The following is a 14289-nucleotide window of genomic DNA, read 5'->3' on the forward strand; positions in this document are numbered from 1 at the left end:
CGCGCGACAGCGCCCGGCCGCCCGCCGGCGGAGTGAGCGAGACGGCGGTTCGGACCTCGGAATCGGCATACGACAACAGGGGACTGGTTAACAAAGTGCTCGACGTCAACTTCTTCGACGAGCTGCGGATCGGCCTGGCGACGGCTGACGACATCCGGCAGTGGTCGCACGGCGAGGTCAAGAAGCCGGAGACGATCAACTACCGGACTCTCAAGCCGGAGAAGGACGGGCTCTTCTGCGAGAAGATCTTCGGTCCGACCCGGGACTGGGAGTGCTACTGCGGTAAGTACAAGCGCGTCCGGTTCAAGGGCATCATCTGTGAGCGCTGCGGCGTCGAGGTGACCCGCGCCAAGGTGCGGCGTGAGCGGATGGGCCACATCGAGCTGGCCGCGCCCGTCACGCACATCTGGTACTTCAAGGGCGTGCCGAGCCGGCTCGGCTACCTGCTCGACCTGGCGCCCAAGGACCTCGAAAAGATCATCTACTTCGCGGCCTACATGATCACGCATGTCGACACCGAGATGCGTGAGCGCGACCTGCCGTCGCTGGAGGCGAAGGTCTCCGTCGAGCGGCAGCAGCTCGAGCAGCGCCGCGACGCCGACATCGAGGCCCGGCAGAAGAAGCTCGAGACCGACCTGGCCGAGCTCGAGGCCGCCGGGGCGAAGGGCGACCAGCGCCGCAAGGTCCGTGAGGGCGCCGAGCGGGAGATGAAGCAGCTCCGCGACCGGGCGCAGCGCGAGCTCGACCGGCTCGACGAGGTCTGGAACCGCTTCCGCAACCTCAAGGTCCAGGACCTTGAAGGCGACGAGCTGCTCTACCGCGAGATGCGCGACCGCTTCGGCCGCTACTTCGAGGGCGGCATGGGCGCCGCGGCCATCCAGAAGCGCCTGGAGAACTTCGACCTCGACGCCGAGGCCGAGCGGCTGCGCGAGACCATCCGCAGCGGCAAGGGCCAGAAGAAGGCCCGCGCCCTCAAGCGGCTCAAGGTCGTCTCCGCGTTCCTCAACACCCGCAACAGCCCGCGGGGCATGGTGCTCGACTGCATCCCGGTGATCCCGCCGGACCTGCGCCCGATGGTGCAGCTCGACGGTGGCCGGTTCGCCACGAGCGACCTCAACGACCTGTACCGCCGGGTCATCAACCGGAACAACCGGCTGAAGAGGCTGCTCGACCTCGGCGCGCCCGAGATCATCGTTAACAACGAGAAGCGGATGCTGCAGGAGGCCGTCGACGCGCTGTTCGACAACGGCCGCCGCGGCCGGCCCGTCACCGGGCCGGGCAACCGCCCGCTCAAGTCGCTGTCCGACATGCTCAAGGGCAAGCAGGGCCGCTTCCGGCAGAACCTCCTCGGTAAGCGCGTCGACTACTCCGGCCGTTCGGTCATCGTCGTCGGCCCGCAGCTGCGGCTGCACCAGTGCGGTCTGCCCAAGCAGATGGCGCTGGAGCTGTTCAAGCCGTTCGTCATGAAGCGCCTGGTCGACCTCAACCACGCGCAGAACATCAAGAGCGCCAAGCGCATGGTCGAGCGGGCCCGCCCGGCCGTGTGGGACGTGCTCGAAGAGGTCATCACCGAGCACCCGGTGCTGCTCAACCGGGCGCCGACGCTGCACCGCCTGGGCATCCAGGCCTTCGAGCCGCAGCTGGTCGAGGGCAAGGCCATCCAGATCCACCCGCTCGTCTGCACCGCGTTCAACGCGGACTTCGACGGTGACCAGATGGCCGTGCACCTGCCGCTGTCGGCCGAGGCCCAGGCCGAGGCGCGCATCCTGATGCTCTCGACCAACAACATCCTCAAGCCGTCCGACGGCAAGCCGGTCACCATGCCGACCCAGGACATGGTCATCGGCCTGTTCTGGCTGACGACGGAGAAGGAAGGCGCCGAGGGCGAGGGCCGCGCGTTCGCCAGCATCTCCGAGGCGATCATGGCCTACGACCGGGGTGACCTGCACATCCAGGCCAAGGTCAACGTCCGGCTCAAGGACGTCCCGCCGCCGCGCGGCTGGACGGCCCCGGAGGGCTGGGAGGCCGGTCAGCCGTACCGCCTCGAGACCACCCTCGGCCGGGCGCTGTTCAACGAGGCGCTGCCCGCGGACTTCCCGTTCGTCAACTACGAGGTCGGCAAGAAGCAGCTGTCGGCGATCGTCAACGAGCTGGCCGAGACCTACCCGAAGGTCGATGTCGCGAACGCGCTGGACGCGCTGAAGGACACCGGCTTCCGGTGGGCGACCCGCTCCGGCGTGACCATCGCGATCGACGACGTCATCGCCCCGCCGAACAAGGCGGACATCATGGCGAACTACGAGCGCCGGGCCGACAAGGTCCAGCGCGAGTACGAGCGCGGTCTGATCACCGACGACGAGCGCCGTCAGGAGCTCATCGAGATCTGGACCCACGCCACGGCCGACGTCGCCAAGGACATGGAGGCGGCCTTCCCCGCCACCAACCCGATCTGGATGATGATCAACTCCGGTGCGCGCGGTAACCCGCTGCAGCTCCGGCAGATCGCCGGTATGCGTGGTCTGGTCTCCAACCCGAAGGGTGAGACCATCCCGCGTCCGATCAAGTCGTCCTTCCGTGAGGGCCTGTCCGTGGTCGAGTACTTCATCGCCACGCACGGCGCCCGTAAGGGTCTGGCCGACACCGCCCTGCGTACCGCCGACTCGGGTTACCTGACCCGTCGTCTGGTGGACGTCGCGCAGGACGTGATCGTTCGCGAGGACGACTGCGGCACCGACCGTACGATCAAGTTCGCGATCGCGACGCGGAACGCCGACGGCAGCCTCACCAAGGTCCCGAACTCCGAGAACAGCCTCGTCGGGCGCAACCTCGCGCACGACATCGAGGTGGACGGCACCGTCCTGTACCCGGCGGGCACGGACATCAACGACACGGTGCTCAACCGCCTCATCGAGGCGGGCATCGACGAGGTGCGCGTTCGCTGCGCGCTGGTCTGTGAGTCCAAGATCGGTGTCTGCGCGATGTGCTACGGCCGTTCGCTGGCCACCGGCAAGCTCGTGGACGTCGGCGAGGCGGTCGGCATCATCGCCGCCCAGTCGATCGGTGAGCCCGGCACCCAGCTGACCATGCGGACCTTCCACACCGGTGGTGTGGCCGGTCAGGACATCACGCACGGTCTGCCGCGTGTCCAGGAGCTGTTCGAGGCGCGCGTCCCCAAGGGCGTCGCCCCGATCAGCGAGGTCGCCGGCCGGGTCCGGATCGACGAGACCGAGAAGACGCGCAAGATCGTGGTCATCCCGGACGACGGTGGCGAGGAGATCGCCTACCCGGTGCCGATGCGGTCGCGGCTGCGGGTCCAGGACGGCGACCACGTCGACGTCGGCCAGCAGCTCATCGCGGGTGCCATCAACCCGCACGAGGTGCTGCGGATCCTCGGCCCGCGCGCGGTCCAGCTGCACCTGGTCGACCAGGTGCAGGAGGTCTACCGGTCGCAGGGTGTGTCGATCCACGACAAGCACATCGAGATCATCGTTCGGCAGATGCTGAAGCGAGTCCAGGTGCTGGAATCCGGCGACACCGACATGCTGCCGGGCGTCGAGCTGGTCGAGCGGCCGCGGTTCGAGGAGCTCAACCGCGCCGTCGTGGCCGAGGGCGGTCAGCCCGCGGTCGGCCGGCCGCAGCTCATGGGCATCACGAAGGCGTCGCTGGCCACCGAGTCCTGGCTGTCGGCGGCCTCCTTCCAGGAGACGACGCGGGTCCTCACGGACGCGGCGATCCACGCCAAGTCCGACCCGCTGGTCGGCCTGAAGGAGAACGTCATCATCGGCAAGCTCATCCCGGCCGGTACCGGCATGCCGCAGTACCGCAACATCCGGGTCGAGCCGACCGAGGAGGCCAAGGCCGCGGTGTACTCCGTCGGTTCCTACGACGAGGGCGCCGAGTACGCCTTCGGCCAGGGCTCCGGCGAGGCCGTGCCGCTGGAGGAGTACGACTTCGGTCAGTACAACCGGTAGTCACCCCCGGTGGTCCCCCACCAGGCAAGGGCCGTCTCTGGATCTTCCAGAGGCGGCCCTTCGCCGTTTCGTCACGACCGTGCGGGACGAGGGTGATTTGCGGTCATGCCGGTGACCAGGCACTCTGGTGCGGTGAACCAGCGGAGGACGCCCCGTCCGGCGACCGCCGGGCAGACCTGGGAGGACGTGATGAGACACCTCGTCCCGGGCGCTGTCACAAGGCCGGTCCCCCGGAGGAGAGTCGCCCGCGGAGACGGCGCTGAAGGAGTCCGACGATGACCGAGCAGAACGGCGGCCAGGGATCCCACTGGCCTCCGCCTGAGCAGCAAGGATCATCCGAGCCGCCCGGCGCCGACCAGGGCGCCGCCACGGGTGGGCAGGAGCAGCAGAAGGACCTCCCGGCGGCCCCGCAGGGCCTGTCGGACGACATCCTCGAGTCGGGCCGCACCGTCATGTTCGGCGCCCCGCGCCGCCCCGCGACTCCGCCCGCGCCCGAGGAGAAACCCGACACGTCCGTCTCCGGTGAGGCGGGGGCGGGCTCCGGCTCCGGAGAGCAGTCATCCTCGCCGTACGGCGCCCCGGCCCAGCCGGGGACGCCCGCCGCGCCCTCCCCGTACGGCACCCCCGGAGCGCCGCCGCCTCCGCCGCCGTACGGTCAGCAGGGTTACGGCCAGCCGGGCACGCCGCCGTCGTACGGCCAGCCCGCCTACGGCCAGTCCCCGTACGGCACGCCGGGCGAGCAGTCCGCGCCGTACGGCCAGCCTCCGTACGGGCAGCAGCCCCCCACCGGCCAGCCGCCGTACGGCGCGCGCCCGGACGAGCAGCCGCCCTACGGCGGCCAGTACGGCACCCCGCCGCCCTACGGCCAGCAGCAGCCCTACGGGCAGGCGCCGTACGGCCAGCCGGGCGCGCCGTCCCCGTACGGCCAGCAGCCCTTCGGGCAGCCGGGCCAGCCCGGCGAGCAGCCGCCGTCGCCCTACGGGCAGCCGGGCCAGCCTGGGCAGCCCGCGTCGCCGTACGCCCAGCCGGGCCGGCAGCCGGGCTCCCCGTACGGCCAGCCGGCCGAGCAGCCCGCTTCGCCGTACGGCGGGCAGGCGGAGCAGTCCGGTTCGCCGTACGGCCAGCCTGGATCGTCGTACGGCCAGCCGCCGGAACAGCCCGGTTCGTCGTACGGCCAGCCGTCGGCGGAGCAGTCCGGCTCCCCGTACGCGCAGCCCGGCCGGCCGTCTGCGCCGTCCTACGGGCAGCCCGGAGGGTCGTCCTCCTACGGCCGGCCCGGCGAGCAGGCCGATCGGCAGCAGCCCGGTCAGGGCGAGCAGGGGGAGTACGGCCAGTCCGGGTACTCCCAGCCGTACGGTCAGTCCTTCGGCTCTCCCACGGGCTCTCCGTCCTTCGGGGAGCAGGGCGGGAGCGCGGGAGCCGCGCCCGAGCAGGAGAACTCCGGGGCGTCCGCGTCGTCCGCGTCGTCCGCGTCGTCCGGGGAGGAGGACGCCGCCGAGCGCACGACGGTCGCGCCGCCGTCGGAGCCGACCGGCGAACGTCCCACGCCGTCCGCCGAGGGCGGGTTCGGCGCGCCGGCGACGACGGCGTTCCACTCGGAGCCCGAGAGCGGTACGGGAACGGGCGAGTACCAGCCTCCCTCGTCGTTCGGAGCGGCCGCGGCACCCGCGTCCGGCGCCGACGCGTCACAGCCGCCCTCCACGATGCTGGACCGGCCGCTGGAGACGGGAGCGTCCGGCGGCGAGGAGTCCTCGCGGACCGGTGACCTCCCGGCCTTCGGCGCGCCCGCGAGTGACGCTCCGGCGTTCGGCGGTGCGGCGGGTGAGGCCCCGTCGTTCGGCGCACACGCGGCGGAGGAGCCGGCGTCCGGCGGGCCGCGGTCCGGAGAGGGCCAGGGCGACGACGAGAGCGGCGGCACGGAGCGCACGATGCTGGTGCCGCCTCCCGAGGCCGGGTTCGCGAGGCAGAGCCGCCTCGACGAGGAGCCGCCGTCGTACGGCGGCGACAGGCCCGCCGGTGGTGCGTCCGATCCGAACGGCATCGGTACCGGCGGCTTCGGCCGGCCGTCGTCGCCGTCCTCGACGGACGCCTCCGAGCCGTACTCCACGCCGTCGAGCGGTGACTCGGGCCCGGTGCCCTGGGCGGCGCCGTCGGGTTCGGCGGCCTCGGGCGGCGAGCAGAGCGGTGGTTCGCAGCCTTCGGGGCCGCAGGGATTCGGGCAGCAGCAGGGTTTCCCGCAGCAGGGGTACGGCCAGCCGGCCTACGGCGCGCAGCAGGGCTATGGCCAGCAGCAGGCGCACGGCGAACAGGGCCAGAGCCAGCAGGGCCAGAGCCAGCAGGGCACCGGCCCGCAGGGCCAGGGGCAGCAACCCTACGGCCAGCAGCAGGGTTACGGCCAGCAGCCGGGGGGCCAGCAAGGCTTCGGCCAGCAGCCCGGCCAGCAGCCCGGCCAGCAGCCCGGCCAGCAGCCCGGCCAGCAGGGTTACGGCCAGCAGCAGGGCTACGGTCAGCAGGGGTTCGGGCAGCAGCAGGGCTATGGCCAGCAGGGTTACGGTCAGCAGCAGCCGTCGCCGTATGGGAACCAGCAGCCCTTCGGGCAGGACGGAGGCTTCCCGGGTTACGGCCAGGCGTCGTCCTCTTCCGCCGACGAGTCAAAGCGCAAGCTCTGGATCGCCCTGGGCGTGGGCACCGTGGTGCTGGTGATCCTGATCATCGTGCTCTTCATGTCGCTGTGAGGTAGGGAGTTCCGGGCCGCCTCTTTCATCGCGCGGACAGGTGCGTCAGAATGCCGACGGGAACATCCGTCGGCATTCTGACGTTCTGCGGGTGAACGTCTCCCCGCGATTTTCGGCGTGGCGGGGCTTGTTTTGACCTCGTGCTCGGGTGTTAGGTAGTCTCTCCCTTCGTGCCCGCGGTTCGCGGGTTCATCGTGCGCGCACAGGCGGTCTCGGTCACCCTGCGGTGATCGGTCCGACGGCGTGCGGTACGGATCCGACTCCCCCCGAGTTCGTCCGGCTCGTTACGGGCCGACGGAGAAGCGGCAGGCGCGACACGCCCGACCGCGTGGGTGGGGGACGAGGAGAAAACTGCAGGTCCTGGCCGCGTAAGTGGTTCGTGACCTGGAGTCGCGCGAGAGCGCGGCAACCAACGAAGACTTACCGGCTCGGTACGAGGAAGACGGAGACGCGGTGCCCACGATCCAGCAGCTGGTCCGCAAGGGCCGCCAGGACAAGGTGACCAAGAACAAGACCCCGGCGCTCAAGGGGAGCCCGCAGCGCCGTGGCGTCTGCACGCGCGTCTACACGACGACGCCCAAGAAGCCCAACTCGGCGCTTCGCAAGGTCGCCCGTGTCCGGCTGACGAGTGGGATCGAGGTCACGGCCTACATCCCCGGTGTCGGACACAACCTGCAGGAGCACTCGATCGTGCTCGTGCGCGGTGGCCGTGTGAAGGACCTCCCCGGTGTTCGGTACAAGATCATCCGGGGGTCGCTCGACACCCAGGGTGTCCGGAACCGGAAGCAGGCGCGCAGCCGTTACGGCGCGAAGAAGGAGAAGAGCTGACATGCCTCGCAAGGGTCCCGCAGGCAAGCGCCAGCTGATCGCTGACCCGGTGTACAACTCGCCGCTGGTCACCTCGCTGGTCAACAAGGTCCTGCTCGATGGCAAGCGGTCGATCGCGCAGAGCATCGTGTACGACGCACTCGAGGGTTGCCGCGAGAAGACGGGCAACGACCCGGTCGTCACGCTGAAGCGCGCGCTGGACAACGTGAAGCCCACCCTCGAGGTCCGCAGCCGGCGCGTCGGTGGCGCCACCTACCAGGTGCCGGTCGAGGTGCGCCCGGCCCGCAGCACCACGCTGGCGCTGCGGTGGCTGGTGCTGTACGCCCGGCAGCGCCGCGAGAAGACGATGACCGAGCGGCTGATGAACGAGCTGCTCGACGCGAGCAACGGCCTCGGCGCGAGTGTCAAGAAGCGCGAGGACACCCACAAGATGGCGGAGTCCAACAAGGCCTTCGCGCATTACCGCTGGTAACCCCAGCATCTAGTCGTACGAGACAAACGAGGACGCGAGAAGTGGCTACTCAGACCGGCGTAGACCTGGCCAAGGTCCGGAACATCGGGATCATGGCCCATATCGACGCGGGCAAGACCACCACCACCGAGCGGATCCTGTACTACACCGGCGTCAATTACAAGATCGGTGAGGTCCATGAGGGCGCTGCCACCATGGACTGGATGGAACAGGAGCAGGAGCGCGGCATCACGATCACGTCCGCCGCGACCACCTGCCACTGGACGGTTGACGACGTTGATCACACCATCAACATCATCGACACGCCGGGTCACGTGGACTTCACCGTCGAGGTGGAGCGTTCGCTGCGCGTCCTCGACGGTGCCGTCGCGGTGTTCGACGGTGTCGCCGGTGTAGAGCCGCAGTCGGAGACGGTCTGGCGGCAGGCCGACCGCTACAACGTGCCGCGGATCTGCTTCGTCAACAAGCTGGACCGCGTCGGCGCGGAGTTCCACCGCTGCGTCGACATGATCGTGGACCGGCTGAACGCCACGCCGCTGGTGCTGCAGATCCCGATCGGTGCCGAGGCCGACTTCAAGGGCGTCGTGGACCTGGTCCGCATGAAGGCCCTGGTGTGGAGCGCCGAGGCCGCCAAGGGCGAGATGTACGACGTCGTGGACATCCCGGAGTCGCACGCCGACGCCGCCCGCGAGTGGCACGACAAGCTGGTCGAGACGCTGGCCGAGGCCGATGACGAGATCATGGAGCTGTACCTCGAGGGCCACGAGCCCACGACGGACCAGCTGATCCCGGCCATCCGCCGCGCCACGCTCGCCGGCAGCCTCACCCCGGTCACCTGCGGGACCGCGTTCAAGAACAAGGGCGTCCAGCCCCTGCTCGACGCGATCGTGAACTACCTCCCCTCGCCGCTCGACATCGAGGCCATCAAGGGCCACGACATGCGTGACGAGGAGAAGGCGATCGAGCGCAAGCCGAGCGAGGACGAGCCGTTCGCGGCGCTGGCGTTCAAGATCATGAGCGACCCGCACCTCGGCAAGCTGACCTTCATCCGCGTCTACTCGGGCGTGCTGGAGGCCGGTTCCTCGGTCCTGAACAGCGTGAAGGACCGCAAGGAGCGCATCGGCAAGATCTACCGCATGCACGCGAACAAGCGTGAGGAGATCGACCGCGTGGGCGCCGGCGACATCGTGGCGGTGATGGGTCTCAAGCAGACCACCACCGGCGAGACGCTGTGCGACGACAAGAACCCCGTGGTTCTGGAGTCGATGAGCTTCCCGGCGCCGGTCATCAACGTCGCGATCGAGCCGAAGACGAAGGCCGACCAGCAGAAGCTGGGCACCGCGATCCAGCGGCTCGCCGAGGAGGACCCGTCCTTCCAGGTGCGGACCGACGAGGAGACCGGGCAGACCATCATCGCCGGCATGGGCGAGCTGCACCTCGAGGTGCTGGTCGACCGCATGAAGCGCGAGTTCAAGGTCGAGGCCAACGTCGGCCGGCCGCAGGTCGCCTACCGCGAGACCATCCGCCGCAAGGTGGAGAAGGTCGAGTACACCCACAAGAAGCAGACGGGTGGCTCCGGCCAGTTCGGTCGCGTGATCATCGACCTGGAGCCCCTTGGCGGCGGCAGCGACGGCTACGAGTTCGAGAACAAGGTCACCGGTGGCCGCATCCCCCGGGAGTACATCCCGTCGGTGGACGCGGGCTGCCAGGAGGCGGCCGAGTTCGGCGTGCTCGCCGGCTACCCGATCGTGGGCGTCAAGGTGACGCTGCAGGACGGGGCCTACCACGACGTCGACTCTTCGGAGCTGGCGTTCAAGATCGCCGGGTCCATGGCGTTCAAGGAGGCGGCCCGCAAGGCCGACCCCGCGCTGCTGGAGCCGATGATGGCCGTCGAGGTGACGACGCCCGAGGACTACATGGGTGACGTCATCGGCGACCTGAACGGCCGGCGTGGCCAGATCCAGGAGATGGGCGAGCGCTCCGGCGTCCGCGTCATCAAGGCGATCGTGCCGCTGTCGGAGATGTTCGGCTACGTGGGCGACCTGCGCAGCAAGACCCAGGGCCGGGCCGTGTTCACGATGCAGTTCGACTCCTACGCCGAGGTTCCGGGGAACGTCGCGCAGGAGATCGTCGCCAAGGCGCGGGGCGAGTAGTCGCGCCGCGGCGTACACCAGACCAACCACTGAAAGCAATGCGGTCGTCTAGACGGCCGAGGATCGCAGCAAGGAGACACCGGTGGCCAAGGCCAAGTTCGAGCGGACGAAGCCGCACGTAAACATCGGCACCATTGGACACATCGACCACGGTAAGACCACGCTTACCGCGGCGATTACCAAGGTGCTCCACGACAAGTACCCCGACCTCAACCCCTTCACGCCGTTCGAGGACATCGACAAGGCGCCGGAGGAGCGCGAGCGGGGCATCACGATCTCGATCGCCCACGTCGAGTACCAGACGGAGAAGCGCCACTACGCGCACGTCGACTGCCCGGGTCACGCCGACTACATCAAGAACATGATCACCGGTGCCGCGCAGATGGACGGCGCGATCCTGGTGGTGGCGGCGACCGACGGCCCGATGCCGCAGACCAAGGAGCACGTGCTCCTGGCGCGTCAGGTCGGCGTTCCGTACATCGTCGTGGCCCTCAACAAGGCCGACATGGTCGACGACGAGGAGATCCTCGAGCTCGTCGAGCTGGAGGTCCGCGAGCTGCTGTCCGAGTACGAGTTCCCGGGCGACGACGTTCCGGTCGTGCGCGTCTCGGCGCTGAAGGCGCTCGAGGGCGACGCGGAGTGGGGCGCCAAGATCGCCGAGCTCATGGACGCCTGCGACGAGAACATCCCCGAGCCGCAGCGTGAGACGGACAAGCCGTTCCTCATGCCGATCGAGGACGTCTTCTCGATCACCGGCCGCGGCACCGTGGTCACCGGCCGCATCGAGCGTGGCGTCGTCCACGTCAACGAGACGGTCGACATCATCGGCATCAAGGACACCGCGACCACCACCACGGTCACGGGCGTCGAGATGTTCCGCAAGCTGCTCGACGAGGGCCAGGCCGGCGACAACGTGGGTCTGCTCCTCCGCGGCATCAAGCGCGAGGACGTCGAGCGCGGTCAGTGTGTCATCAAGCCGGGCACCAACACTCCGCACACCGAGTTCGAGGCTCAGGTCTACATCCTGTCCAAGGACGAGGGTGGCCGCCACACGCCGTTCTTCAACAACTACCGTCCGCAGTTCTACTTCCGGACCACGGACGTGACCGGCGTCGTGCACCTGCCCGAGGGCACCGAGATGGTCATGCCGGGCGACAACACCGAGATGCGCGTCGAGCTCATCCAGCCGATCGCGATGGAGGAAGGCCTCCGCTTCGCGATCCGCGAGGGCGGCCGCACCGTCGGTGCCGGTCGAGTGACCAAGATCATCAAGTAGTACCCGTGCGACGGCGGCCGGGCTCGCCAGATCGAGCCCGGCCGCCGAGTCACGAAGAGAAGACCCAGCGGCACTAGGAAGTAAAGGACACCGAGGCCACCATGGCGGGACAGAAGATCCGCATCCGGCTCAAGGCCTACGACCACGAGGTCATCGACACTTCGGCGCGCAAGATCGTCGAGACGGTGACGCGCACGGGCGCGAAGGTCGCCGGCCCGGTGCCGCTGCCGACCGAGAAGAACGTGTACTGCGTCATCCGCTCGCCGCACAAGTACAAGGACAGCCGCGAGCACTTTGAGATGCGCACGCACAAGCGCCTGATCGACATCATCGATCCGACGCCCAAGACGGTCGACTCGCTCATGCGGCTCGACCTGCCGGCCGGCGTCGACATCGAGATCAAGCTCTAAGGACGCATCGAGAGATGAGTAAGCAGAGAAAGGGCGTCCTGGGCGAGAAGCTCGGCATGACCCAGGTTTTCGACGATGAGGGCCGGGTCGTCCCGGTGACCGTCGTCCAGGCCGGGCCGTGCGTCGTCACCCGGGTCCGCACCCCCGAGAACGACGGCTACTCCGCCGTCCAGCTCGGCTACGGGCAGATCGACCCGCGCAAGGTGAACAAGCCCCTCACCGGGCACTTCGAGAAGGCCGGCGTCACGCCGCGCCGTCACCTCGTCGAGCTGCGCACCGACGACGCCACCGAGTACGAGCTCGGCCAGGAAGTCACCGTTGAGGTCTTCGAGGCCGGTCAGCGGATCGACGTCACCGGCCGCAGCAAGGGCAAGGGCACCGCGGGTGTCATGAAGCGCCACGGCTTCAAGGGCCTCGGCGCCTCGCACGGTACCCAGCGCAAGCACCGCTCGCCGGGTTCGATCGGCGGATGCGCCACCCCGGGTCGCGTGTTCAAGGGCCTGCGCATGGCCGGTCGGCACGGCAACGCCCGCATCACCGTCCAGAACCTCACCGTGCACGCCATCGACACCGAGAAGAACCTGCTGCTGATCAAGGGCGCGGTTCCCGGTCCGAACGGCGGCCTCGTCCTGGTTCGCACCGCCGCGAAGGGGGCGAAGTAAGTGAGCAAGCTGGACGTCGAGCTGGCCCCGGAGATCTTCGAGGCCAAGGTCAACGTGCCGCTGATCCACCAGGTGGTCGTGGCGCAGCTGGCCGCGGCCCGCCAGGGCACGCACAAGACCAAGACCCGGGGCGAGGTCTCCGGCGGTGGCAAGAAGCCTTACCGCCAGAAGGGCACCGGCCGCGCCCGTCAGGGTTCCACCCGTGCGCCGCAGTTCGCCGGCGGTGGCACCGTCCACGGCCCGCAGCCGCGCTCGTACGAGCAGAAGACGCCGAAGAAGATGAAGGCGGCCGCGCTGCGCGGCGCGCTGTCGGACCGCGCCCGGTACGGCCGCGTGCACGTGGTGTCGAACCTGATCGAGGGCGACACGCCGAAGACCAAGTCGGCGCTGACCGCGCTGCGCGAGGTCACCCAGGCGGAGAAGGTCCTCCTGGTGCTCGACCGCGAGGACGAGCTCACCTGGAAGAGCCTGCGCAACGTGCCCGAGGTCCACGTGATCGTCGAGGACCAGCTCAACACCTACGACGTGCTCTGCAGCGACGACGTGGTGTTCACCGAGGCCGCGTACCAGGCGTTCGTGGGCCGTGTGAGCGGGAAGGAGAGCGCGCAGTGAAGATCGCCGACCCGCGCGACATCCTCATCGCGCCCGTGATCTCCGAGAAGAGCTACGGGCTGCTCGATGAGAACAAGTACACGTTCGAGGTCCGCACCGACGCCAACAAGACCCAGATCCGGCAGGCCGTCGAGGCCGTCTTCGGGGTCAAGGTGACGGGCGTGAACACCATCAACCGGCAGGGCAAGCGCAAGCGCACCCGGTTCGGTTACGGCAAGCGCAAGGACACCAAGCGGGCCATCGTGAGCCTGGCCGACGGTGAGCGGATCGACATCTTCGGCGGCCCGGTCAGCTGACCGGGAAAGTCGAAGCAGACAAGGGATGAACGAAAAAGATGGGCATCCGTAAGTACAAGCCGACGACTCCCGGGCGTCGCGGTTCGAGCGTGGCCGACTTCGTCGAGGTCACCCGGACCGAGCCCGAGAAGTCGCTCGTGCGTCCGCTCCCGAAGAAGGGCGGCCGTAACGCACACGGCCGCATCACCACCCGGCATCAGGGTGGCGGCCACAAGCGGGCGTACCGCGTCATCGACTTCCGGCGCGCCGACAAGGACGGCGTTCCGGCGAAGGTCGCGCACATCGAGTACGACCCGAACCGCACCGCGCGGATCGCGCTGCTGCACTACGCCGACGGGGAGAAGCGCTACATCCTCTGCCCGACCGGTGTGAAGCAGGGCGACGCGATCGAGAACGGCGCGGGCGCCGACATCAAGCCGGGCAACTGCCTGCCGCTGCGCAACATCCCGACCGGTACGGTCGTGCACGCGATCGAGCTGCGGCCGGGCGGCGGCGCGAAGCTGGCCCGGTCGGCCGGCTCCGGCGCCCAGCTCCTGGCCAAGGAGGGCAAGTACGCCACGCTGCGCATGCCCTCCGGCGAAATGCGCATGGTCGACGTTCGCTGCCGCGCCACCGTCGGTGAGGTCGGCAACTCCGAGCAGTCGAACATCAACTGGGGCAAGGCCGGCCGTATGCGCTGGAAGGGCAAGCGCCCGACCGTCCGCGGTGTGGCGATGAACCCGATCGACCACCCGCACGGTGGTGGTGAGGGCAAGACGTCCGGTGGTCGTCACCCGTCGAGCCCCTGGGGCAAGCCCGAGGGTCGCACCCGGAAGGCGAACAAGCCGTCCGACCGGCTCATCGTCCGTCGTCGTAGCAAGAAGAAGCGGTAGGA

The 14289-nt window shown here is 69.0% G+C and carries 11 protein-coding genes; all 11 read left to right on the forward strand.

Going from position 1 to position 14289, the window contains the following annotated elements; translation table 11 throughout:
- Positions 1–95: 95 nt before the first annotated feature.
- The 11 genes from NE235_RS30025 to rplB all read left to right on the forward strand — a co-directional run bounded on the left by NE235_RS30025 (position 96) and on the right by rplB (position 14287).
- Positions 96–3971, forward strand: coding sequence for a DNA-directed RNA polymerase subunit beta' (locus NE235_RS30025; RefSeq protein WP_252808826.1), 3876 nt, complete (start codon positions 96–98; stop codon positions 3969–3971).
- A gap of 275 nt (positions 3972–4246) precedes the next feature.
- Positions 4247–6706: a hypothetical protein gene (locus NE235_RS30030; protein WP_252808828.1), complete on the forward strand. Its 2460-nt coding sequence runs from the start codon at positions 4247–4249 to the stop codon at positions 6704–6706.
- Between the two features lie 453 nt (positions 6707–7159).
- Positions 7160–7534 (forward strand): 30S ribosomal protein S12, encoded by a 375-nt coding sequence (gene rpsL / locus NE235_RS30035; protein ID WP_019632621.1) that lies wholly within the window; start codon positions 7160–7162, stop codon positions 7532–7534.
- A 1-nt stretch (position 7535) separates the two neighbouring features.
- Entirely contained in the window at positions 7536–8006 is a 471-nt protein-coding gene (gene rpsG, locus NE235_RS30040; RefSeq protein WP_252780395.1) for a 30S ribosomal protein S7, read from the forward strand.
- Positions 8007–8047: 41 nt separating this feature from the next.
- A complete protein-coding gene (gene fusA / locus NE235_RS30045) occupies positions 8048–10159 on the forward strand; it encodes an elongation factor G (RefSeq protein WP_252808831.1) in 2112 nt (703 codons plus the stop codon).
- Positions 10160–10241: 82 nt separating this feature from the next.
- Positions 10242–11435, forward strand: coding sequence for an elongation factor Tu (gene tuf / locus NE235_RS30050; RefSeq protein ID WP_252808834.1), 1194 nt, complete (start codon positions 10242–10244; stop codon positions 11433–11435).
- A gap of 101 nt (positions 11436–11536) precedes the next feature.
- Entirely contained in the window at positions 11537–11845 is a 309-nt protein-coding gene (gene rpsJ, locus NE235_RS30055; protein ID WP_141956729.1) for a 30S ribosomal protein S10, read from the forward strand.
- A 14-nt stretch (positions 11846–11859) separates the two neighbouring features.
- Entirely contained in the window at positions 11860–12507 is a 648-nt protein-coding gene (gene rplC, locus NE235_RS30060; protein WP_252808836.1) for a 50S ribosomal protein L3, read from the forward strand.
- Positions 12508–13119 (forward strand): 50S ribosomal protein L4, encoded by a 612-nt coding sequence (rplD, locus tag NE235_RS30065; RefSeq protein WP_252808838.1) that lies wholly within the window; start codon positions 12508–12510, stop codon positions 13117–13119.
- Positions 13116–13415 (forward strand): 50S ribosomal protein L23, encoded by a 300-nt coding sequence (gene rplW / locus NE235_RS30070; RefSeq protein ID WP_252780425.1) that lies wholly within the window; start codon positions 13116–13118, stop codon positions 13413–13415. The genes rplD and rplW overlap by 4 nt, the downstream gene beginning before the upstream one ends.
- 38 nt (positions 13416–13453) lie before the next feature.
- Entirely contained in the window at positions 13454–14287 is an 834-nt protein-coding gene (gene rplB / locus NE235_RS30075; protein ID WP_252808840.1) for a 50S ribosomal protein L2, read from the forward strand.
- The last annotated feature ends 2 nt before the right edge of the window (positions 14288–14289 follow it).

Origin of the sequence: Actinoallomurus spadix, assembly GCF_024055725.1 — a bacterium.
In the GTDB taxonomy this organism is placed as follows: Bacteria; Actinomycetota; Actinomycetes; order Streptosporangiales; family Streptosporangiaceae; genus Actinoallomurus; species Actinoallomurus spadix.